The sequence below is a fragment of the Gemella parahaemolysans genome (assembly GCF_053758945.1).
In genome coordinates, this window is record NZ_JBSMTP010000005.1 from 1 (window position 1) to 23,961 (window position 23,961).

General features: G+C 30.9%; 24 protein-coding genes and 1 riboswitch. Of the genes, 2 read left to right on the top strand and 22 right to left on the bottom strand.

Features of this window, described 5'->3' with window-relative positions; genetic code table 11:
* Nucleotides 1-209: 209 nt before the first annotated feature.
* Nucleotides 210-311: riboswitch (purine riboswitch) on the bottom strand.
* Nucleotides 312-411: 100 nt separating this feature from the next.
* The 16 genes from ACWOBP_RS04415 to rpsL form a co-directional block, all read right to left on the bottom strand.
* Nucleotides 412-1,344 carry a dihydroorotate oxidase gene (locus tag ACWOBP_RS04415; protein WP_455337633.1) on the bottom strand — a complete coding sequence of 311 codons (933 nt, stop codon included), beginning with the start codon at nt 1,342-1,344 and terminating at the stop codon, nt 412-414.
* 178 nt (nt 1,345-1,522) lie between these two features.
* Nucleotides 1,523-1,900, bottom strand: a complete 378-nt coding sequence (locus ACWOBP_RS04420) for a DUF302 domain-containing protein (RefSeq protein WP_455337634.1) — start codon at nt 1,898-1,900, stop codon at nt 1,523-1,525.
* A gap of 198 nt (nt 1,901-2,098) precedes the next feature.
* The gene (locus ACWOBP_RS04425; RefSeq protein WP_455337635.1) at nt 2,099-2,287 is read right to left on the bottom strand and encodes an LPXTG cell wall anchor domain-containing protein; all 189 of its coding nucleotides are present in this window, start codon (nt 2,285-2,287) and stop codon (nt 2,099-2,101) included.
* A 133-nt stretch (nt 2,288-2,420) separates the two neighbouring features.
* Nucleotides 2,421-4,139, bottom strand: a complete 1,719-nt coding sequence (locus tag ACWOBP_RS04430; RefSeq protein ID WP_455337636.1) for an ABC transporter ATP-binding protein — start codon at nt 4,137-4,139, stop codon at nt 2,421-2,423.
* Nucleotides 4,129-5,877, bottom strand: coding sequence for an ABC transporter ATP-binding protein (locus ACWOBP_RS04435; RefSeq protein WP_455337637.1), 1,749 nt, complete (start codon nt 5,875-5,877; stop codon nt 4,129-4,131). The genes ACWOBP_RS04430 and ACWOBP_RS04435 overlap by 11 nt, the downstream gene beginning before the upstream one ends.
* A 164-nt stretch (nt 5,878-6,041) precedes the next feature.
* Nucleotides 6,042-6,596 carry a GNAT family N-acetyltransferase gene (locus tag ACWOBP_RS04440; RefSeq protein WP_455337638.1) on the bottom strand — a complete coding sequence of 185 codons (555 nt, stop codon included), beginning with the start codon at nt 6,594-6,596 and terminating at the stop codon, nt 6,042-6,044.
* Between the two features lie 10 nt (nt 6,597-6,606).
* Entirely contained in the window at nt 6,607-7,656 is a 1,050-nt protein-coding gene (locus tag ACWOBP_RS04445; protein ID WP_455337639.1) for an LLM class flavin-dependent oxidoreductase, read from the bottom strand.
* A gap of 50 nt (nt 7,657-7,706) precedes the next feature.
* Nucleotides 7,707-8,069: a TIGR02328 family protein gene (locus ACWOBP_RS04450; protein ID WP_455337640.1), complete on the bottom strand. Its 363-nt coding sequence runs from the start codon at nt 8,067-8,069 to the stop codon at nt 7,707-7,709.
* Nucleotides 8,053-8,457, bottom strand: coding sequence for a YbgA family protein (locus ACWOBP_RS04455; protein ID WP_455337641.1), 405 nt, complete (start codon nt 8,455-8,457; stop codon nt 8,053-8,055). The genes ACWOBP_RS04450 and ACWOBP_RS04455 overlap by 17 nt, the downstream gene beginning before the upstream one ends.
* A 194-nt stretch (nt 8,458-8,651) precedes the next feature.
* A complete protein-coding gene (locus ACWOBP_RS04460; RefSeq protein WP_455337642.1) occupies nt 8,652-9,392 on the bottom strand; it encodes a TraX family protein in 741 nt (246 codons plus the stop codon).
* Between the two features lie 222 nt (nt 9,393-9,614).
* Nucleotides 9,615-10,289 (bottom strand): ABC transporter ATP-binding protein, encoded by a 675-nt coding sequence (locus ACWOBP_RS04465; RefSeq protein WP_455337643.1) that lies wholly within the window; start codon nt 10,287-10,289, stop codon nt 9,615-9,617.
* Nucleotides 10,290-10,296: 7 nt separating this feature from the next.
* Nucleotides 10,297-11,373 (bottom strand): ABC transporter permease, encoded by a 1,077-nt coding sequence (locus ACWOBP_RS04470; RefSeq protein ID WP_455337644.1) that lies wholly within the window; start codon nt 11,371-11,373, stop codon nt 10,297-10,299.
* A gap of 590 nt (nt 11,374-11,963) precedes the next feature.
* Nucleotides 11,964-13,151: an elongation factor Tu gene (gene tuf, locus ACWOBP_RS04475; protein ID WP_003144664.1), complete on the bottom strand. Its 1,188-nt coding sequence runs from the start codon at nt 13,149-13,151 to the stop codon at nt 11,964-11,966.
* A gap of 124 nt (nt 13,152-13,275) precedes the next feature.
* Nucleotides 13,276-15,351: an elongation factor G gene (gene fusA / locus ACWOBP_RS04480; RefSeq protein WP_455337645.1), complete on the bottom strand. Its 2,076-nt coding sequence runs from the start codon at nt 15,349-15,351 to the stop codon at nt 13,276-13,278.
* A 101-nt stretch (nt 15,352-15,452) separates the two neighbouring features.
* Nucleotides 15,453-15,923 carry a 30S ribosomal protein S7 gene (rpsG, locus tag ACWOBP_RS04485; RefSeq protein ID WP_455337646.1) on the bottom strand — a complete coding sequence of 157 codons (471 nt, stop codon included), beginning with the start codon at nt 15,921-15,923 and terminating at the stop codon, nt 15,453-15,455.
* A gap of 47 nt (nt 15,924-15,970) precedes the next feature.
* Nucleotides 15,971-16,390, bottom strand: a complete 420-nt coding sequence (gene rpsL, locus ACWOBP_RS04490) for a 30S ribosomal protein S12 (protein ID WP_003146927.1) — start codon at nt 16,388-16,390, stop codon at nt 15,971-15,973.
* Nucleotides 16,391-16,796: 406 nt separating this feature from the next.
* Here rpsL and ACWOBP_RS04495 point away from each other — a divergent pair, with 406 nt between their 5' ends.
* Nucleotides 16,797-17,540 (top strand): ABC transporter ATP-binding protein, encoded by a 744-nt coding sequence (locus tag ACWOBP_RS04495; RefSeq protein WP_455337647.1) that lies wholly within the window; start codon nt 16,797-16,799, stop codon nt 17,538-17,540.
* A gap of 305 nt (nt 17,541-17,845) precedes the next feature.
* Nucleotides 17,846-19,144 carry a hypothetical protein gene (locus ACWOBP_RS04500; RefSeq protein ID WP_455337648.1) on the top strand — a complete coding sequence of 433 codons (1,299 nt, stop codon included), beginning with the start codon at nt 17,846-17,848 and terminating at the stop codon, nt 19,142-19,144.
* Between the two features lie 51 nt (nt 19,145-19,195).
* Here ACWOBP_RS04500 and ACWOBP_RS04505 read toward each other — a convergent pair whose 3' ends face one another.
* The 6 genes from ACWOBP_RS04505 to ACWOBP_RS04530 form a co-directional block, all read right to left on the bottom strand.
* The gene (locus tag ACWOBP_RS04505; RefSeq protein WP_455337649.1) at nt 19,196-20,515 is read right to left on the bottom strand and encodes a DUF438 domain-containing protein; all 1,320 of its coding nucleotides are present in this window, start codon (nt 20,513-20,515) and stop codon (nt 19,196-19,198) included.
* Nucleotides 20,515-20,748 (bottom strand): DUF1858 domain-containing protein, encoded by a 234-nt coding sequence (locus tag ACWOBP_RS04510; RefSeq protein WP_455337650.1) that lies wholly within the window; start codon nt 20,746-20,748, stop codon nt 20,515-20,517. Before ACWOBP_RS04510 ends, ACWOBP_RS04505 begins: the two co-directional genes overlap by 1 nt.
* Before the next feature lie 142 nt (nt 20,749-20,890).
* A complete protein-coding gene (gene pyrE / locus ACWOBP_RS04515) occupies nt 20,891-21,505 on the bottom strand; it encodes an orotate phosphoribosyltransferase (protein ID WP_455337651.1) in 615 nt (204 codons plus the stop codon).
* 30 nt (nt 21,506-21,535) lie between these two features.
* The gene (gene pyrF, locus ACWOBP_RS04520; protein WP_455337652.1) at nt 21,536-22,234 is read right to left on the bottom strand and encodes an orotidine-5'-phosphate decarboxylase; all 699 of its coding nucleotides are present in this window, start codon (nt 22,232-22,234) and stop codon (nt 21,536-21,538) included.
* A gap of 14 nt (nt 22,235-22,248) precedes the next feature.
* Complete coding sequence (locus ACWOBP_RS04525) at nt 22,249-23,163, bottom strand: dihydroorotate dehydrogenase (protein WP_455337653.1); 915 nt, start codon at nt 23,161-23,163, stop codon at nt 22,249-22,251.
* Nucleotides 23,164-23,172: 9 nt separating this feature from the next.
* Nucleotides 23,173-23,937, bottom strand: a complete 765-nt coding sequence (locus tag ACWOBP_RS04530; protein ID WP_455337654.1) for a dihydroorotate dehydrogenase electron transfer subunit — start codon at nt 23,935-23,937, stop codon at nt 23,173-23,175.
* Nucleotides 23,938-23,961 lie beyond the last annotated feature (24 nt).

Here is a 23,961-nt window from a genome sequence, read left to right on the forward strand (position 1 = left end):
TGAACTACTCTTATTTTATCAAGAAAGGATGATTTTTCAATTGTTTAACTTTTATCTCGCACCCGCATAGCGGGTGGTTTTTTGTTTCGGAGACTTCGCCTCCTCAACTGGCTAAAGCCATTAAATACAAAAAATCACCTATAATTACTTATAGGCGATTTAAAATTCTATCACAAATAAATACTTTAAAAATTAATTCAAAGCAATAACATTATAATAAGAATGCCCATAGTCATCAAATTTACGGTCTGATGGTAGAAACTTGCAAGCCATATTCTTGCCTTTATATGTGCTATATTTTGTCTGTACAATATATAATAACAATTTTCAAAATGATTTTCAAGTGTTATCTAAAATTTATATTATATTTTCATTCTTTAATTAAGAATTTAAAGTGATAACAGCTTTAGATTAATCTATTACTTTCAATTTTCCTCTAAAGTCATCTAAACTTGAGTATCCTTTTTCTTTCATTACTTCTTGAAGTTCTTTAGTTAGTCTAGCAAAAACTGAAACGCCTTCTTTGTGAAGAGTTGTTCCTACTTGCACTAAATCAGCACCACATAGGATATGTTCAAATACATCTTTACCATTTATAACACCACCAGTTCCAATAATCTTTATACTAGAATTCAAGCGTTCCCTAAATGCACGAACATTTGCTAAGGCTGTTGGCTTAATATATTCTCCACCTAGTCCACCAAATCCACCTTTTGGCTTAATAACTACTTGTTCTTTATCTAAATCAATATATAAACCATTCCCTACACTATTTACGCTATTTACATATGTAAGCGGATATTTATTAAGAATTTTAGCCATTTCATCAAAATGAGCAATATCGAAATACGGAGGTAGTTTTACTCCAATAGGTTTTGTAAAGAATGTGAATACCTCAGCTAATAATTTGTCTGTAAGTTCAAAATCATAGGCAATCTGAGGCTTTCCTGGCACATTTGGGCATGATAGATTAAATTCAGTCACACCTTCATATTGACTTTCTTGAATTTTCTTTAATAGAGCAATATTTTCATCATAACTCATACCGGTTACCGATAAAAACTGTAACTTTGCACCTGCTCTTCGACGTTCAATAACATAATCTAAATAATAATCTAAACCATTATTCGGTAACCCCATAGAATTTATACTTCCTAAGCTAGTATCATAATATCTAGGCTCCGGATTACCTTCTCTATAATCATGAGTTGCAGTTTTTGTAACAAAAGCACCCGCTTCACTAGCTACTAATTCATCTAATTCCTCAATAGTCATACAGTGTACCCCTGATGCATTCATTAATGGGTTTGACAATTCTACATCTAAAAAATTTGTTTTTAACATTCTTCATACCTCCTATTTATACTAGTAACAGTTTATCACAAAATACTCTCAATAACCATTGATAAAACTGGTTTTAGATTTGTATTTAAATAAAAAAGAAGAATTATAGAAAATCAATTTTTCTACAATTCTTCATTAAAAGTTAGTAATTTTCCTTATCTAAAATAAACGATTCTTATTATACTTCTAGATGCTTAATGATATCTAAATATAAATTATCCATTTTTGGTAATATATCTTTTATTCTATCAGAATGTTCTTCTTTTAACCATGAAGTAGGTTTTTCATATAATACTTCTGTCTTATCTTCTTGCTTAATAAGTAATAATTTAAGTGGTAAGTTAAAACTTAGATATAAATCATCTTGCATTAATAATGTTCCTACTTTTGGATTACCAAATACTACATATTGAATATCCTCTAGTTCTAAATCAACATTTCTAGCATATTCACCTTGGTTTATATTTAAAAATTGATGGATGTTATTTTTTTCTAAATATTCGTCCACTTTTGATTTTACATTTTTAAATTCATCATTAATTAGATATTTTTCCATAATTTACCTCATATAAATACTAATATACTTTCTTAACCATATCTTAGTATAAAAAAGAGATTTACACAAATAATTTGTACTTTTCTTCTAAATTTTAAAATGTTTTAATACAATTTTTTATTGAAAAAAGTAGAAATCTAAGCAACAAAGTACACCTAGATTTCTAATAAAATTTTTCTTACTTGATAAAACCTCTTTTTATTTTCTTAGATATTTTCTCGTATAGCCCAACCCTAAGCTTGCTAGCAGAGCAAAACCTAATAATCCTAACATAGAATCTTTCATTCCTGTATTTGGAAGTTGCTTCTTAGATTTTCCCTTTGAGTTAGTAATCTTTACAGATTCTTGAGATATTTTATCATCTTTAATTTCTTCATTCCCAACCATTTCTTTTTTTGTTTCCTTCGCATCTACAATATTTATGACTTTACCAGTAGCATCAGTAACTTCTTTTAGTTCACCTCCTATGTTAAAAGAAATACCATATCAATATTTTTCAGTAAATTATATTTTATCTTATTTAATACTTAAAACTCTCTACTGCTTTTGATCTCTCAATTAGTTTTCCATACACCTTAGAATGTTCTAACAAGTAACTATGTGTTCCTTGGCACTCAACTATTCCATTATCTAAGACAATAATTTTATCCACATTCTCAATTGATTTAAGTCTATGAGAAATAACAATTACTGTTTTATTTTTTATAAGATTATTTAAACTATCTTGAATTTTTTTCTCATTTTCTACATCTAGAGCTGCTGAAATTTCATCTAAAATAACTATAGGAGAATCTTTCAAAAATGCTCTGGCTATTGATAATCTTTGTCTTTCTCCACCAGATAATGTTGCTCCATTTTCACCAACTATTGTATTGTACCCATTCTCTAAATCATCTATAAAGTCACAACAAGCCATCTTAGCAGCTGCCATAACTTCTTCATCAGTAGCACTACTATGTCCTATTCTTATATTTTCCATAATAGATGTATTGAATAATACTACATCTTGGAAGACAATTGAAACATATTTATATAGTGTGTCTGTAGAAATTTCTTTTATATTATGTCCATCTATAATTATCTGTCCATCATCATAATCATATAATCTAGATATTAATTTTAAAATACTAGTTTTACCACATCCTGATACACCCACTAGTGCTGTAACTTCATTTTGATTAGCTATAAAACTGACATCTTTCAATACTGGACTATCTTTATCATAACCAAATTTTACATTTTTTAATTCAATACCAAAATTATCCAATTTAATTTCTTTACCTTTTTGAATTTTAGTTTCCCTCAATTCTTTGATTCGTTTAATACGAGCATCTAGGTAAAATAATTCTGAAGTATTTGCAGCTAATCCATCAACTATATCTTTCATTTTCATCGCAACAAATATATAACCAATTAAGTATAGCAGATTAATACTTCCACTTGCATAAAGTGTTGTTCCAACTATTATTACGACTACTAAAGTTCCTTGAGCAACAACCCATGATAAAAATAAAGGTATAAATAGTACCATTTCCACTTTAAGTTTTAATTTTTCACTTTTATCCATATCTTTATTCAATTTTTCTCTTATCATGTTACCTAAACCAAAACTTTTAATATCTTGTTGAAGTTCAATCGCTTCTTGGAAGCTTTCAGAATTATGACGAAGTTGCTCAAAATTTTCATATTGTTTTTTTAATTGAATTCTTTTAGAAACTAGTATTAGAGAATAACTTAGGACTACAGGTATTATTATTGATAAACCTAAATATATATTCCCAACTAGCATAAGTATAGACATAATAGGGAAGAAAAGTATGAATCCTATAATTTTTGCCATTGCATGACTCATTGCATGTTCTATTGCTTCAACATCTTTCATAACGGTTTGACTTATATCTGATAAGTTGTGTTTTGAAAAATATGCAAGAGGAAGTTTACTTAATATTGTAGCTATATCTATTCTTAAATTAGCACTTTCTTTATAGGTTGCACTATATAGTGCATCATATTCTTTAGCCAAAAGTACATATATAACAATCAGTACTACTATTGATATTACTATATATAGATATTTACTTTTAACATTACCTAATAAAAGTTCATCTACTAATATCATAAGTAACATAGCAGGAAACATATTTGAAAAATATACTAGAAATGATAAAATACTGGCTCTTATTAAATCACTCGCTCCTTGATTTGTTAAGGCAAACCAACTTTTAATTTTATTTTTCATAATTAACCCTCCACTCATTTGCTTTATTGTATAAACTTTGGAGTTTTTTATACTCACCATCCAAAGCCATCAACTCCCTATCAGTTCCACGTTCTATAATTTCCCCATTGTCCATTACTAATATCTCATCTACATTTCTAATACTAGGTAATCTATGAGCAATCATAATAACTGTTTTATCTTTTATTAAATTTGAAAATGCACGTTGCAATTCATATTCATTTTCTGGATCAACTGCTGCACTAGCTTCATCCATAATAATAATTTTTGCATCTTTTAATATTGCACGAGCAATTGCAATTCGTTGTTTTTCTCCACCAGATAGATATACTCCTTTAGTTCCTATTTGAGTTTGTTCCCTTTCACTAAATTTATCAAGAATACTATTACATCCTGCTAAATTCATAGCAGTCATAACCTCTTCATACGATGCATCAGCTTTACCGATTTTAACATTATCATAGATTGAGGTTTTAAATAGTTTCACATTTTGAAAAACAAACGCAATATTATTAATCAGAGCCTCTTCACTGTATGAACTTATACTTCTATTTCCAATTTTAATAACTCCACTATCTACCTTATAAAAACCAGAGATTAGTTTTGCAATAGTAGATTTACCACTACCAGAAGCCCCTACTAAAGCATAGCTCTTGTTTTCTTCTAAACTAAAACTTAAATCATTTATAATTTTTTTATCAGCATAACCAAAGCTAACATTTTCAAATGTAATATTATAATTTTCAAACTCATTATTAGAACCAAATGTTAATTTATTACTATTCATTTCTTCAAAAATACTCTCTAGTTTTTCAACAACAGACTGTCCCATAAATGCATACATCGATACGTACATTATTGCCATTAATGAAACAAACAGTGCTCCGCTTAAAAATAGTACCATAATCAATTCAACAGCCAACATTTTTGGATCTTCAATATTAAAAAATAGTAAAAGAATTGGAATTACCATAGCTATAAAGCTAAAAAAGAACCATTGAAATCCAACAAAACCTCTTTTACACGACATAGCATATTCTAAAGAATATTTAGAATAATTTTTTATAGCTGTATTTAAGGCTTTAAATGATTCAACGCTAATACCAAAAATTTTAATAACTTGAATTCCTCTAACATACTCTACTGTTTCACTACTTAAAGTTTCTAAAGACTCCTGATAAATCTTCATAAATTCTTTTTCACCAGTCATCATTGAAAGTGATATTCCCCCAACAATGCTAAGTATTACTAATATAATACCTACTTTCAAACTGACAAAAAATCCAAGTACTAATAATAGAATTGGCATTAATATAGCTCCAGCATTATCAGGTATTAGATGAGCTACAATCATATGTGTATCCGTCGCATTATCATCTATTATTTTTCTTGTTTTTCCTGAAGGATGAGTGTCAAAAAAACTAAAGCTCGCTTTTGATAATCCCTCGATTCCATATTTTCTAAGATTTGTTTCCAATCTAAATCCTAATACATGTGTTACTAATCCAGCAATTCCATATAATGTAATACCAATAATTAGTAAACCAACTATACAAAATCCATAATACTTAGCATTTTCTATATTATTATAAACAATTATTTCAATTAAAAACTTACTTAAATAATAATATCCCCATACTTTGAATACTACTGACAACATAGATAATAAAATCCCTATATATGCCAAATATCGTTCTTTAGGAACATAAGATAAAATTTTTTTATATACTGTTAACATAATTTCCTCCTTATTTTTTTATAAATTCCCATTTAAATTAATACTTTAACAATAATTTAAAACTCTTACATTAATTTTATCACTCTTATCTGTAATTGTAAATAATAACTATTATCAATTATATATAAAAAAGAAAAGAATTGTTAAAATTCAATTCTTTTCTTTTAATACTTATTTAGTTTTGCGAATATATCTAAGTCTATATATTCACCATTCATTACTTCGTGTTCTACTAGTGTAGCTTCTTTAAAATAACCTAAACGTTGAGGAACACTTGCACTCTTATAATTTTCAGGATGTACCCTAATTTGCAATTTATGTAGTTTTAATTCGTTAAAAGAATACTTTTCTATCATATCAACAGCTTGTGTCATTATGCCATAACCTTCGAATTTTTCACTTAGCCAATAGCCGACTTCAGCCCTTTTTGAACTTCTATTTATATTATGAAGGTCAATCATTCCTGCCATATTTTCATCTACTAGGATAATAAACATCATCATTTCTTCTTTATGAATCTTTTCTATACTATACTCAAGGAATTGTTCTTCATCCTGAACTGATTTCATATCCATTACCCAAGGTAAGTACTTTGCTAGTCTTAATCTTTCATCTACTATTACTTTATAGATATCTTCAGCATATTTTTTATCAGGTAATACTAGTTTACATTCACTACCATTGTTTAAAATAAACTTCTTTATTTTATAAATAAACATTATACACTCCCTATTCATTTTCTAATTCATCTACAACTTCTTTTAATAATTCATATGAATGATGTTGAGCTTCTTCATCATAAATATATGAATTAATCATAAGCTCATCAAATCCTACTCTACGTTTTAAATCAGCAATTTGTTTTTTTACTGTTTCTTTACTACCAATAAACGAAATTTTAGTCATTTGTTTAACTACAGATTTCTCATGATCTACTATTTCATCGTGTTCAAAAGCTATTGGTCCAAAATGTGGAACCTTCGTAGTCGCGATATAGTTTTTCCAAACAGCTTCTTCTGATTGAACTGGTGGAACCATTCCTTGTGGATTACTAGTTATTATATTTAAAAATGATTGAATCTGAGTTGTTGATAATCTTTTTGCTTCTTCATCGGTGTCTGCAACAACAGCATTGGCACCTAAAATTACATACGGCTCACTTAAAACTTCTGATGGTTTAAAATAATGTCTATAAATTGCTACTGCATTTTCCATCATAGCTGGAGCAAAATGCGATGCAAATGCATAAGGTAATCCTAACTCAGCAGCTACATATGCACTATCAGTACTCGAGCCTAGTATGTAAAGCGGAACATCTAGCCCGGCAGCTGGGTATGCATGAACAGGTCTTGTATCTTTAAAATACCCAGATAGCTCCACGACTTCTTTTTTAAAATCCATCTCTCTATTAGTACTTCTTCTAATAGCTCGTGCAGTATTATAATCAGTACCCGGTGCACGCCCTAAACCTAAATCAACTCTACCTGGATAAAGAGTCTCCAAAGTTCCATATTGTTCAGCGACTATATAAGGGCTATGATTAGGCAACATTACTCCACCTGAACCTACTCTAATATTATTTGTGTTATCTAGTGTACGCTGGATTAATAACTGCGTTGCACTACTGGCCACACTTTTTGTATTATGGTGTTCTGCAATCCAATATCTTTCATATCCTAGTTCATCAGCCTTTTTAGCCAATTTAACCATCGCGTCAATAGCATCTTTAAAATTCTGCCCCTGTCTTAATGGAGCTAAATTTAAAATTGAAATTTTCATACTCTTCTCCTAACTTATTTTCTCACAATATTTTAATATTCTTATTATAACTATATAAAAATATCCTTCTGAGCTAAATTCTCAATACACTCATCATAATACGCCTCATCGTGTTCTTTATAAATTGGCTTATTGATTTTACATTCTTTTAGATTGTTGTGAGGAGTACAAATTTTTCCTCTATAATTTTTATCTAGCCATTCCTCACTAACATTATATCCTCTATTCTTCATTTCCTTCATGATTAATTCATGATACTTAAAAAGTAAAAATGGTTTGTGTTCAAATACATAATCTACCGTTGCATGTTTCTTACCCCAACCATTTCCTCTTAATGCACAACATTCTCTATGTTGACCTAAAAGTTGTTGCCTTGGTAGTTTTGATATTAGTTCTTCATGCCAAAGTCTCATCTTGTCCTCCATTAATAAAAGTAGATTCTTCTAAATATTTATTTGGATATTTATTTAAAAGATATTTTACTTCTTTTATCAAATTTTCTTTTTTATATTTATTAGTATGATATTCTTCAATCATTTCAAAAAAATTATCTTTTTCTTCCTTTGTTGCATGTTTTTTAAAGTATCCCCAGACATGATGTAACGCATTAGTTACTTGTCCTTTATCTTCAGGTAAACTTACAGCTTGTTTTATTAGCTCATTCAATTTACTTAGGGATACTTCTTCCTGTTTTAAATACGTTCTAATTTCTAGGTATATTTTACTTGAGTGACTTAAAACAAGATATTTATTTTTTGCCCATAACTTTTGGCATCGAACTATTTCTTCTTTATTATTCATTTTGTCCTTTCAAAACTAATTATTTATAGTATTTTAATTATATTATATCCTTCACTTTTTTACTACAAATTGGTATCGCTAAGTATATAAATAAGTTCCTTATTATGTTTTGTCTTAATAAGGAACCTCTACATTAGATTTTTGTTGTATTAAATTTAACAATGTTCTTTTGATTTCCTACATCAATACTAATTCTAAAATACAAGTGGAATATTTCCATATAATATAATTCTAAAAATACCTATAATAGCTAAATGTATTGGATAATAGTAGTAAAAGAACCATTTAGAACCAATATGTTTTCCTCTAGTACCATCATATCTCATTAATAACGGTAAAGAGAATAAAGTTGCAAACTGTAATACTCCATAAAATACATCTATAAAGATAATATAAATAGCTGCATAAACACTTATCCAAATAACATAATCAAGTATTTGTTGTTTTTTATTATCTCTATGATTATATAAAAAGAATGGCATCATTAGCGCTATTGAAGACCAATCCGCTACAAACGTTAATAAACAGAACACAATAATTGCTGAAATCTTTAGTGTATTACTTATTTTTTCACTTCTAAAGATAGCGATTAATAAAACTGCCATCGCCAGTGGGAATAAGACACTTGTTTTATTAAATATACTTCCTGTAGTTATATCAAATGGTATTCCTAAACCGAAGCAAAAAGCAAAATGACTGATAACAGCAAAGCTCATAATTCTAAAGAAATATTTTTTAATATCTTTTGTATAATAACATCCTTCTGCGATAAAATACCACATAATTGGTGCTGTTAAACGTCCTACTATGTGCATAAATACTGGTATTGGTTCTTTAACTAAACCTGGATATAATAGCCATGCTAAATGATCAATTGTCATAGCAATTATAGCTATATATTTTAACTGAGTTCCATCAAACTTTAAATTCTTCATGTTCTTCCTTTCTATACTATTTTTCCTTTATTTAAAAATTAATAGTTAATATATTACTCATGAATTTGGGAGGATGAGAATACTCTATACTAAGATATATTATCATATTAAAATGCTTTATACAATTATTTATCTAAACTTATTAAGATTTTCCTACTCCCTTTTAATATTATTTTATTAACAAAAAAATGCCTAAGTTATTTCACTTAGACACTTTATATTTTATCTTTCTTTTGTCAAAATACCATCTTTCATTCGATAAACATAATCACATTTTTCAATCATTCTATTATCATGTGTTACCATAATAATTGATTTATTTTTTTCTTTACACTCTTTTGAAAGTAAATCTACAACTTCAAACGCTCTATCCGAATCTAGACTTGCTGTAGGTTCATCAGCTAAGATAATTGCAGGATTATTATAAAGAGCTCTAGCAATAGCTAATCGTTGCCTTTCTCCACCTGATAAGTCTTTTGGTAATTTATTTTCTAAATGATCTATTCCTAATTCTTTAAATAGGGATTTTTGATCTTGAAGTGTTTGTTTTCTTTTCTTATTTATTCTATCCACTAATTCTAACTGTTGTTTTGCAGTTAAAAATGGAACTAAATTAGATTCCTGTAGAACAAATCCAATATCGTTAAATCGTAACTTTGACCTTTCTTTCTCAGACAAATTAGTATAATTTTTTCCATTAATAATTATTTGACCTTTAGATGGAGTTTGTAACCCACCAGCTAACGTTAAAAAAGTTGATTTTCCTGAACCTGATGGACCAATAATCGCAATAAATTGACCTTCTTCTATTTTAAAATTTGTTTCTTTCAGAGCTTCTATCTCTTTATTTCCATCTTGATATGATTTAGTAACATTTTTAAATTCTAATACATTCATATGACACCTATCCTATTGCTTTTAATGGATCAATTTTTCTAATAGCTAAAACAGAGAATAATGTTCCAACTAAAGAAAAAATAATCAAACTAACGAAGATTATACTGTAATAAAGTCCATTCCCTAAAAATGGTACTGCTGATGGTAATACAAGTGATGTTGCCCACGTTCCAACCAAACCTAGTATACTTCCAACTAATGAAAGTAAGAATGTTTGCGATAAAACAGAAGTTCCAATAATTCTATTCGAGATTCCTTGGGCTTTCATTACACCAAAGATTGGAGTTTTCTGAATAGTAAGTACATACATAAAAATACCAATAATAATAGCAGAAATCACTATTAGGAATCCTATCATTAGTCCAAATGTTAAAATTTGAGCACTATAACCAGGTAATTCATTAATAAAATCAGCTATACTAACTTTTTGGAAGATAGAACTGTCGTAATCCTTTAAGTCACCTTTTACTACGAAAGCATTAATCATAGGATTATCAGCTGATTTATTATTACCATATTTCAATACTTGAAAATCATTAATATTCATATATACTACAGGCGCAACATTAAACCTTGATTTTTCCGTGTAACCTACTATTTTTAATTCAATATCTGAGTTAGCAGTTTTAATAGTATCCCCTATAGAATATCCTTCTTTTTCAGACAAACTTTTTTCAATAACAACTTCATTTTTAGATTCAAAAGTTCTACCTTGTATTATTGGAGGAATTAAAAAGCTTCCATTATTTACTCCAAAAATACTGATTTTTTGTTTAACATCCTCATTTGAACTCTTCTCAGTTTTAGAAACTGTAACCATTTGACTAAAAGATTCAACATTATCTGCAGATAAAGATTCTTTATCTGATAATTTTAAATTAGATAAACCGATAGTTTTATTTGCTTCAGACGAAAGCAATACCGTATCCGCCTTCCAATGATCAATTGAAGATCTATTCTGGTCTATCAATCCAAAAGCTAATCCTGATAAGAAATACATTAAATAAGAAACCAATGTAAGAAGTCCTACTATCAGACTATACCTTAACTTAGCATCCTTTATTTCATTAATAGCTAAAAACATTTTTTCTCCTTAAAATATAAAATTTTTATTCATAATAACAAATTGCATTATACTAAGCATATAGAATAAAACTTATAAAGTCAAATTATTAAACTAGACTAGTTATCTATTAACTCCTCAAATAGATTTTTATACTAGCAATTACGATAACTAAAATAGTCTTTTAGAACTATTTAAAAGTCTTCAAACTGTTGACAAATGCAAAATCTTCATAAATTTAAAAGAAAAAATCGAAGTTAATTTCTTAACTTCGATTCCAAAATATTACTCAATATCCCTAGAGTAATTTTGATTTTATCTAATAATATACATAAATATTTAAATTTACTATATTATTTCCCCTATACTACCTTTAAACATATTATACACCTCTTACAGATTTTCTGCAAGGATTTATTAAAAATAGTACGTATTTTCGAATAAAATTACAAAAAATAATATTTTCACACTTAAAATTCAATATTAATACATATAATATATTAAAACTATCAAATATCTCTAATTAAATATGAACATTATGTAAATCTGTATTAAGTATAAAAAAAAAGCAAGGTGAAATTCACCTTGCTTTTTGTGTTTCAATTCAATTATTATTTAACGATTGAAGTTACAACACCTGAACCTACAGTACGTCCACCTTCACGAATTGAGAAACGAGTTCCTTCTTCGATCGCGATTGGAGAAATAAGTTCTACGTTGATTGATACGTTATCCCCAGGCATTACCATTTCAGTACCTTCTGGTAAAGTAACTACACCAGTTACGTCAGTAGTACGGAAGTAGAATTGAGGACGGTAGTTTGTGAAGAATGGAGTGTGACGTCCACCTTCTTCTTTAGATAATACGTACACGTCAGCTACGAATTGAGTGTGAGGAGTGATTGTTTTAGGAGCTGCTAAAACTTGTCCACGTTCGATATCTTCACGAGCAACACCACGTAATAATGCACCGATGTTATCTCCTGCTTCAGCGTAATCTAATAATTTACGGAACATTTCAACACCTGTTACAGTAGTTGAAGCTGGTTCTTCAGTTAATCCAACGATTTCTACTACGTCTCCAACTTTAACTTGTCCACGTTCAACACGTCCAGTAGCAACTGTACCACGACCTGTGATTGAGAATACGTCCTCAACTGGCATCATGAATGGTTTAGCGTTATCACGTTCTGGAGTTGGGATGTACTCGTCAACTGTTTCCATTAATTCGATGATAGCTTTTTCTGCATCAGCATCTCCTTCAAGAGCTTTAAGAGCAGAACCTTTGATTACTGGTAGTTCATCTCCGTCGAATCCGTATTCAGATAATAGTTCACGAACTTCCATTTCAACTAATTCTAATAACTCTTCGTCATCAACCATATCACATTTGTTTAAGAATACAACGATTTTTGGTACTCCAACGTTACGAGATAATAGGATGTGCTCACGAGTTTGAGCCATTGGTCCATCTGTAGCAGCGATTACTAAGATAGCTCCGTCCATTTGAGCAGCACCAGTGATCATGTTTTTAACATAGTCAGCGTGTCCTGGGCAGTCTACGTGTGCGTAGTGACGGTTTGGAGTTTCGTACTCGATGTGAGAAGTGTTGATTGTGATACCACGTTCTCTTTCTTCTGGTGCGTTATCGATTGAAGCGTAGTCTTTAGCTTCTCCACCATAAGTTTTTGCTAATACAGTAGCGATAGCTGCTGTTAAAGTAGTTTTACCGTGGTCAACGTGACCAATTGTTCCAATGTTAGCATGTGTTTTACTACGGTCAAATTTTTCTTTTGCCATTTTAAAAATGTCTCCTTCAAGTTAATAAAATTTTATTTTTTTATAATTAGTCACATAGCATTTCTATGATAACTATATTTTATAATGTTACAACGAAAATTGCAACTATAAAGAATAATTTTTATTATCCTTTATTTTTTTTGATAATTTCTTCAGAAATTGATTTAGGTACTTCTTCGTAGTGGTCGAATACCATTGAGTAAGTACCACGTCCTTGAGTTGAAGAACGTAGAGAAGTTGCATATCCGAACATTTCAGATAATGGTACTGAAGCACTTACTACTTGTGCATTACCACGAGCTTCCATACCTTCAACACGTCCACGACGTGAAGTGATGTCTCCCATGATATCTCCTAAGTATTCTTCAGGCATTACAACTTCAACTTTCATGATTGGTTCTAAGATTACTGGGTTACATTTTTTAGCAGCTTCTTTAAGAGCTAATGATGCAGCAACTTTGAACGCCATTTCAGATGAATCGACATCGTGGTATGATCCATCGAATAATTTAGCTTTAACGTCGATTAATTCGTATCCAGCTAATACCCCGTTTGCCATAGAGTCTTTTAATCCTGCTTCTACTGCTGGGATGTATTCACGAGGAACTACCCCACCAACGATAGCATTTTCGAACTCAAATCCTGCACCTGGCTCATTTGGAGTGAACTCAATCCATACGTCCCCGTATTGTCCACGTCCACCAGATTGACGAGTAAATTTACCTTGTACTTGTGCAGATTGTTTGAATGTTTCACGGTAAGATACCATTGGAGCACCTACTGTACATTCAACTTTGAATTCACGACGCATACGGTCAACGATGATGTCTAAGTGAAGTTCACCCATACCTGCGATGATAACTTGTCCAGTTTCTTCGTCAGTTCCAGCACGGAATGTTGGGTCTTCTTCTTGTAATTTTTGTAAAGCTGTAGACATTTTATCTTGGTCAGCTTTAGATTTTGGTTCAACTGAAAGTTGGATAACTGGTTCTGGGAATTCCATTGATTCAAGAATAACTTCGTTTTTCTCGTCACAAAGTGTGTCCCCAGTAGTAGTATCTTTAAGACCAACAGCTGCAGCGATATCACCAGCGTAAACTTCAGCGATTTCGTTACGAGTGTTAGCATGCATTTGTAGGATACGTCCTACACGTTCACGTTTACCTTTAGTTGAGTTTTTAACGTATGAACCAGATGATAAGATACCTGAGTACACACGGAAGAAAGTAAGTTTCCCTACGAATGGGTCAGTCATAACTTTGAAAGCTAATGCTGAGAATGGCTCTTCATCAGAAGAGTGTCTTTCTACTTCTTCATCAGTATCTGGGTTAACACCTTTAATAGCAGGTACATCTAATGGAGATGGTAGGTATTCTACTACTGCATCTAGCATTGGTTGTACCCCTTTATATTTGAATGCTGATCCACATACTACTGGGAAGAATTCTACTGATAGAGTAGCTTTACGAATTGCAGCTTTAAGCTCGTCAATTGAAATTTCTTCTCCACCTAAGTATTTTTCCATGAAGTCTTCATCGAATTCTGCAACAGCTTCGATAAGTTTTTCACGGTATTCTTCAGCTTGATCTTGGTATTCAGCTGGAATTTCTTTAACAACAAGATTTTCCCCAACGCTACCTTCGTTGTAAATAGCTTTCATTTCAACAAGGTCAATTACACCTTCGAATAAATCTTCAGCTCCGATTGGAAGTTGAATTGGGTGTGCGTTAGCTTGTAATCTGTCGTGGATTGTTCCTACAGAGTATAGGAAGTCAGCTCCTGTTTTATCCATTTTGTTTACGAATACGATACGAGGAACCCCATAAGTTGTAGCTTGACGCCAAACTGTTTCTGTTTGTGGTTCAACACCTGATTGCGCATCTAATACTGCTACTGATCCATCAAGTACACGAAGTGAACGCTCAACCTCAACTGTGAAGTCTACGTGTCCCGGTGTATCGATGATGTTGATACGGTGTTTTTTCCACTCAGCAGTTGTTGCAGCAGATGTGATAGTGATACCACGTTCTTGTTCTTGTTCCATCCAGTCCATTTGTGAGTTACCATCGTGAGTATCTCCGATTTTGTGGATTTTCCCAGTGTAGAACAAAATACGCTCTGTTGCAGTAGTTTTACCTGCGTCGATGTGAGCCATGATACCGATGTTACGAGTATCTTTTAAAGAAAATGCTCTAGTCATGAGTCAATTTTCTCCTTTCATAAATTTTTAAATGTTTTGAGTAATTTGTCTTTTATAGTGAAAAATTCAAGCTATAAAATAGCTTGATATTCACCCTATAATTACCAACGATAGTGAGCAAATGCTTTGTTAGCTTCAGCCATTTTGTGAGTATCTTCACGTTTCTTAACAGCTGAACCAGTATTATTTGCTGCGTCTAAAATTTCATTAGCTAAACGTTGTTCCATAGTTTTTTCTCCTCTTAAACGAGAATAGTTAACTAACCAACGTAGACCTAATGTAGTTCTTCTTTCAGCACGTACTTCTACTGGTACTTGGTAGTTAGAACCACCAACACGACGAGCACGAACTTCAAGAACTGGCATAATGTTGTTTAATGCTTCTTCGAAAACTTCCATAGCTTCACGTCCTGATTTTTCTTTAATTAAATCAAACGCAGAATATAAAATTCTTTGAGCTGTACCGCGTTTCCCATCTAGCATTAATTTGTTAATCAATTTTGTAACTAATTTTGAGTTATAAATTGGATCTGGCAAAACGTCACGTTTTGCAACTGGACCTTTACGTGGCATAGTGTCTGCCTCCTTTCACGAATTCTTTATCAAATTTTTATCTTATATTATTTTTTCTCTTTTGGTTTTTTAGCACCGTATAGTGAACGTCCTTGTTTACGGTCGTTAACTCCTGCAGTATCTAAAGCTCCACGGATGATGTGGTAACGTACCCCTGGTAAGTCTTTTACACGTCCTCCACGAATAAGTACAACACTGTGTTCTTGTAGGTTGTGTCCGATACCTGGGATATATGCTGTTACTTCGATTTGGTTTGATAAACGAACACGTGCATATTTACGTAAAGCTGAGTTAGGTTTTTTAGGTGTCATAGTCCCAACACGAGTACAAACTCCACGTTTTTGTGGTGAAGAAATGTTAGTTTCTTTCTTTCTTTGAGAGTTGTAACCTTTGTTAAGTGCTGGTGAATCTGATTTTGATACTTTTGATTTACGAGGTTTACGAACTAATTGGTTAATAGTTGGCATTTTCCTGATTTCCTCCTTCCCTGTTTATTTGTGAATCACCTAGCCAGGTGTATCACATTTTTAAATTTTTTATAAGCCTTAGTGGCTTTACACAGAGTGCCGTAACACTCACGTACTAAATAATACCACTTTTATTTTTTCTTGTCAACACTTTTTTAAAAATTTTTTATATCTTTTTTCACTTGCTATTATCATATTCTATTTTCACACTTAACCAGGTGTTTCATTTTTATAATATAAATAAACACTTCCAGGTGTGTCACAATAGTACTTTTAATAAACTATTCCAGGTGTTTCATTCCCTACTTTAAAATTATTTTTTATAGAAATAATTAAATTCTACACTTGTTGATTAAATCGATTACAAGTATAATATAACTATAGACACCGATTGGAGGGATAGTTTATGATAAAAATTAAAAATCTTACTGTGAAATTTGATACAAAGTATGCAGTTGATGATTTGAGTTTCACTATTAATGATGGTGAAATATTTGGTCTTATCGGACATAACGGAGCTGGTAAGTCTACTACAATCAAATCTCTAGTTAGTATATTAGAACCTACTTCAGGAGAGATTTATTTTAATAACCTACTTCTAAAAACTAATAGATTAGAATGTAAAAAGCAAATTGGATATGTTCCTGATTCACCTGATATGTTTCTTACATTATCAGCCTTTGAATATTGGTCTTTAGTCGCCAGCATATATGAAATTGATAATAAAACAAGAGATGACATTCTTAATAGATACTGCAGATTATTTAATATGGTAGGAGTTGAGCATCAAGAAATTAGTTCTTTTTCTCATGGTATGCGACAAAAAGTATTCGTAATTGGTGCACTATTATCAGAACCTAAGTTCTGGATTATGGACGAGCCTATGACTGGATTAGATCCACAGGCTGCATTTGACTTGAAAAATTTGATGAAAGAACATGCCTTAAAAGGAAATAGTGTTCTATTCTCTACTCACGTCTTGGAGGTTGCTGAACACCTATGCGACAGAATAGGTATCCTCAGCAAAGGTAAACTAGTTTTTATCGGTACTCTGAATGAACTTAAAGAAAAATTTGACGGAGATAATCTTGAAGAAATTTATCTTAATATAGTAAAAAATTCAAATTCAAATATTTTAGGTGGTGATTAAATATGAGATTCAATGTAATGAAGGAATTATTCTTAACGAATCTTCTTTATAGTTTTCCTCCACAAAGAAATAAATATAGAAAAAAATTCAGTGGAAAAAGTGATATAAGACATAAGCTTTTTAGAAATATATTAATGATGAATTTTTTCAATTTCTTAAATATTTTATTTGTATTTTCAATGTTTTCTCGTGGTTTTAACTTTTCTGGATCGGGTTATAGGAGTATACTTTTCTTTATTTTATTAATGGTGTTTATCCAAATTTTAAATAATTTTACCAATATGTTTTATGAAAGTGATGATACATTGGCAATTATTCATTTACCAGTTACAGGGGCTGAGATATTCTTTAGTAAATTGTTCACTCTACTTTCACTAGTTATAAGTAATTTTATTCCAGTAATAGTTATAAACTTGATTATTGGATTAAATGCAGAGTTTTCAATTCAAAAATTTTTCTTCGTATTAATATATAGTTTTGCATTTATTATTACTTTAATATGTTCTATAATGACACTACTTTCATTTATTACTTATATCCCAAATTTCAAGAAGAATAAAGGGAAAGTTAATGCAGCTACAATATTGATTGCGTTGATATTCTTCACAGGATACATATTTGATTTTGCTCATACTTTTAAAAATATTGGTTCTGAATATAAAGGAGATTTATTTTTAAATATACTCATGTTAGATATTTCAAAGACTTATACTTATTTAATAATAACTATAATCCTAGCAATTATCTCTTTCTTTACTACTTATATATTCGTAGTAAAAAAATATATGAAAGACTTATATAGAATATCAGATAATACATACACATCTAGTTCAAAAACTGTAAAAATTAAAGAAAATACTAATAGTACATCAACTACATTATTTTCTAAACTAATTAAGAGAAATATAAAACTATTGTTAAATAGTACAATTTCAACAACTGTATTTACTAATCTTCTTATCACGCTTGGTATATTTGTAATTCCGATTATAGAAATCAGAAAACATGGAGGCATTACTCTCCCATTTATATTCTATCCAGTAGCTATGACTATAGGATTTACCTTAGCATTGTACATTAATTCTAATCCTATGAACTTTACAAGTATAGCAATATCACTAGAAAAGCAAGATTACTACTTTTTAAAATCTCTTCCATTAGATTTTAAAAAATACCTAAAAATCAAATTAGCAATCGCCACTTGTTTACAACTTGGCTTTGGATTATTTGCTCTGATTATGATGTTATTTATAACTAAAACTCCAATCTTACTAGCGATTGCAACTATTATGTCCTATATTATTTCAAGTCTTGTCTTTTCATTCCATAGTTATACAAATGACTATAAAAAATTATATCTCAACTGGAACAATATCACAGATTTAGCTAATCGTAGTTCAATAAATCAAGTACTATTAACTTTTTTAGCTTTCGGCGCTATTTTCCTATTGGTACTACTTAATGTAGCGACATTTTTCTTAATTACTATGTTGCCGTCATCAGCAAATATAGTAGGAATAATATATTCTCTAATATTAATCATACTATTGATTCTCGCAACAATAAAATTGAGAAAAAATGTTTTTGATAAACTATATTCATAAATAGAGTGAGTGACTCAAAAATCGATTTTGAGTCACTCACGTTTTTATATTTTATTCTATTCCTCTATAATAATCACTGTCTATTTCTCTATAAGGAGCTATATCCTGAACGTATTCTAATACTCCTTGAAATTCACCATTTTCGTCATAAACACCTGCATAAGTAACATGCACAAATTTTCCTCTAGATTCAGATTTAAACCACATTTCATACTTATCTTTTTTTCTACTTCGCAAGTTCTTCATTATAGTTTTAACTTTTTCTAGGTACTTAGGTGGATGACATAGTTCTACATTTCTCCCTACTTGACCTGGCGTACGTTTAAATATCATTTCTTCTTCTGAGCAATGGTTATTATAATATTGAAAGATTTCCTCTTTATTCACAAAGGTAATTTCCATAGGTAAATGATTTAATATTAAATCCATTTGATTTAATGACAGATAACCATTTCCGATTTTCTGAGGTGTATCCCTATTGAAAGTTTTCTCTTTAACTTCTTTTGGTTTATAGGTAATAGTAAACTCGCCTTCAGGAGTTTGAATAACTTTCGTCATCTCACTTTGTGTAGCTTCTATAGTTGTTGTATTCTCGAAATTTTCTCTATGAGGTATCCACTCCTCTTGAGGTCGAATTATTGCATAACCGTAAGTATCGCTATCTTTAGCGATACTCAACCAATCGTCTTGAGTAAATGCTTCTAATAAAATCATTAGAAGAATCGACTCTTCTTTAAAAATCATTTCCTCAAATTCTTTAACAAAAACTTCAAATTTTTCTTTAACGACAGCTATCTCTGCATTAGGTAGTTTTTCCGCTTCTTCTTTAGCAAGTTTGAATAAATCTCTTATTTCATCGTCAACACCCCACATAACCTTAGGTGGTGCATCGTGACCATATTTTTCCATTATAGGAAACATCAATTCTTCTTTACGTTTATAATGAATATCAAATTTTCCTAATAATTGCAACTGACGAAGCAATCCTTTTAAAACAACTTCTTTTGTTTCACCTTCATCTAACTTTGTATAGTTATCTAAAATTCGACGAACTCGTATAATCGCTGCTCTTAAAGCTAAATTCTCTTGTTTAAACACTTGAACTGGATGTCCTGGATGCTCACTATCTTCGACTTCTACATTTTTTATCGCACCTTTAAATAAATTAGCATGTACGTTACATAATTTCATAACATCCTCAAAAGTCACACCAGAATCTGAATTCATAAGTTCATGCTCCATTAAAGAGATCTCAATAGCAGATACTCCAAAAAAATGCTCATCAAATTCAGCTTGTACTGACTCTGCAGATTCTCCATTATGAAGTCGTAATAGTATATCTCTTAAAACTTCAATTCTCTTTGTAGCCATTAGTCTACCCCTACTACTTCATACCCATTAGCTTCTAATATAGCAACAATTGTTTCAAGTTTAATTCCTGCCAACTTCGAACCCATTTTTAGCGAAGTCTTTCTCCCTACAGTATTTCTCATAATTGGGTTAGCTAGTGGTTTAAATCCAAGATCAACCAAAATATCCAACACTTCTGGATGTTTATCAACAACTTGTGCAACTGGTATACTTACATCAATAATATTATCCATTTCTCATTCCCTCACTGCTTTATATTAATACTATAATTATATCATAAGCCATTGATAATCGCTATCAAATTAAAATAATAAAATAAAAAGGTGTAACTTAGACATCTCTTCCTATGTTACACCTTTAATATTTTGTAAGTTCTTATAAATTATTTCTCCACTCAAGAAGTTTTTCTACATCTTCTTGTTTGATATAATCACTCGCTACCGCTTCTTCGATTAAGTAATTATAGTTAGTTAAAGTATGATACTCTACTTTATCAGCTGAAAAGACATCTTGTGCTTTCTTAAGTTCATAACTAAATATCGCCACAACACCTAGAACTATTGCACCAGCTTCTTCTAATGCTTTAGCTACTTTTAATGAAGATAATCCAGTTGAAATTAAGTCTTCAATAATAACAACTTTTTGTCCTTCTAGTAATCTACCTTCGATTTGATTTGTTTTCCCATGTTTTTTAGCTGAATCTCTCACGTAAATCATAGGTAAATCCAGTACTTCACTTACCCACGCAGCGTGTGGAATACCTGCTGTAGCTGTACCAGCAACTACTTCTACTTCTGGGAATTTAGCTTTAATTACTTCACTCATACCAGCTGCTATTTCACGACGAATCGCAGGGTATGACATTGTAATTCTGTTATCACAGTAAATTGGTGATTTAATTCCAGATGTCCAAGTGAAATAATCATTTGGTCTTAATGCCACTGCTTCAATATCTAATAAGTGTTTTGCTATTTTTCTTTCTAATGCCATGTTCTTCTCCTTTATGTTATCTGTATATTTTTATTTTACGAATTGACTTTTTATTAGTTTATAAACTTCAAGTGGATTTTCTGATTTAGTTATAGAACGCCCAACCACGATGTGTGTACTTCCTTCTTCGTTAGCAACAGTTGGAGTTGCTACACGTTTTTGATCTCCTACTTCATCTGTTTCTAATCTTATTCCTGGAGTTACTTTTAAGAAGTCATCTCCACAGTTTTCTCGAATAAATCTTGCTTCCCAAACTGATGAAACTACTCCATCAAGCCCTGCTCTTTTAGCTAGTTTAGCATAATTTATTACACTCTCTTCTAGAGATACAGCAATTAGTTGCTCTTCTTTCATCGCTTCTTCTGATGTTGAAGTTAATTGTGTTATCGCTATTACATTAGTATCCACACTACCACCATCAATCATCCCTCGTTTTGCTGCTTTTAGCATTTCATAGCCACCTGCCGCATGTACAGTAAGAATATCAACTTTGAATTGCGCTAATCCTTTTGTCGCACCATAAACTGTATTGGGAATATCATGTAATTTAAGATCTAAGAATATCTTGTGTCCTAATTCTTTAATTTTTTCAATAACAACAGGTCCATTTTGTAGGTATAATTCCATTCCTATTTTTACAAATAATTTTTCTTCACCAAATTTTTCTAAAAAATTTAAAGTATGTTCCAAAGTTGGAAAATCTAACGCTATTATTACATCTTTATTCATAATATTTCTCCTTTTTATTTATATGCACGACCACGAAGTTCTAATATATGTTCAACTCCTAATTCATCAAGTGCCGCTTCTAACTTATCAATAATTTTCGGGCAAGCATATGGATCTGTAAAATTCGCTGTACCTACTGCTACCGCACTCGCTCCAGCTGAGATAAAGTCTATAACGTCCCACTCATCCATTATACCTCCCATACCTATAATAGGAATGTTAACAGCTTGGCTCACCTGATAAACCATTCTTATAGCTACAGGTTTCACCGCAGGTCCAGAAAGTCCCCCAGTTACATTGGCTATAATTGGTTTTCCTGTCTTTTTATCTAACCTTACACCTACTAAAGTATTTATCATAGTAATACCATCTGCTCCACCTTCTTCGACAGCCTTTGCCATCGCTACGATATCAGTAACATTAGGTGAAAGTTTCACATAAACAGGGACACTCGATACTTCTTTAACTTTTCTAGTTAAGTTTTTTGCTGTTTCTGGATCTGTTCCGAACTGAATCCCTCCATGTTTAACATTAGGACAAGATATATTTAATTCTAATGCATGAACATTCGGTGCTTTACTTATATGCTCTGCTACATAAACATAGTCATCTATTTCACTTCCTGCAACGTTAGCAATAATAGGAACATCATATTTTTCTAGTTCTTTTAATTTAGTTTCTAATATTTCATGAACTCCAGGATTTTGTAATCCTATTGCGTTTAGCATACCACTAGAAGTTTCAGCTACTCGTGGTGTAGGATTACCAAAACGCGGTTCTTTAGTGGCTGCTTTTATCATGATTGCTCCAAGTCTACCTAGGTCATAAAAGTTAGCATATTCTAAACCAAATGCAAAGCATCCTGATGCTGGCATTACAGGATTTTTTAAATCTAACCCCGGTAATTTTACTCGTAATCTTTCGCTCATAAATTCCTCCTATAATGCTATTTCTTTCGAATCATATACAGGCCCATCGTAACATACACGTGAGATAGAACCGTCAATTTTTTCACAAACACATGCATAACATGCACCTACTCCACAAGCCATTCTCTCTTCTAGAGAAATATATCCCATTTTTTCTTCATCCATTTTAGTCAATGCTTTTAACATAGCAAATGGACCACAACTATAATACTTATCATAGTCAACTTCATAATTTTTTATAACATCAGTAACAAAACCTCTTTCTCCATAACTTCCATCAGCCGTAGCAACATAAGTTGTTCCAAGCTCTGCAAATTTTTCTTCATAAAACACATCTTTCACATTATTAAAACCTAAAATATGTACTGTGTTTATCCCTTGTTTTCTAAATTGCTTTGCTAATTCATATAACGGTGGAACTCCTATTCCTCCACCTACTAACAATGCAGTTTGTCCTTTTTCTAGCGTATAAACATCATATCCTTTTCCTAATGGTCCTAATACATCTACTAAATTACCTGATTCTAATTCTGAGATCTTTTTAGTACCTGCTCCATCTGCTCTGTAGACCATCACAAATGTATTTTTTTCTTTATTTATTTCACAAATTGAAATAGGTCTTCTTAATAAAAACTCATAACTGTTACTTACTTTAATATTTACGAATTGTCCTGGTGTATTCATTTCTTTAACTATATCACCTTGCAATTCGATTCTAAATATTTTATCTGCTACTTGTTCATTACTAACTACTGTTGCTAAATAAGTATCCATCCAAATGCTCCTTTTTGTAAGAAG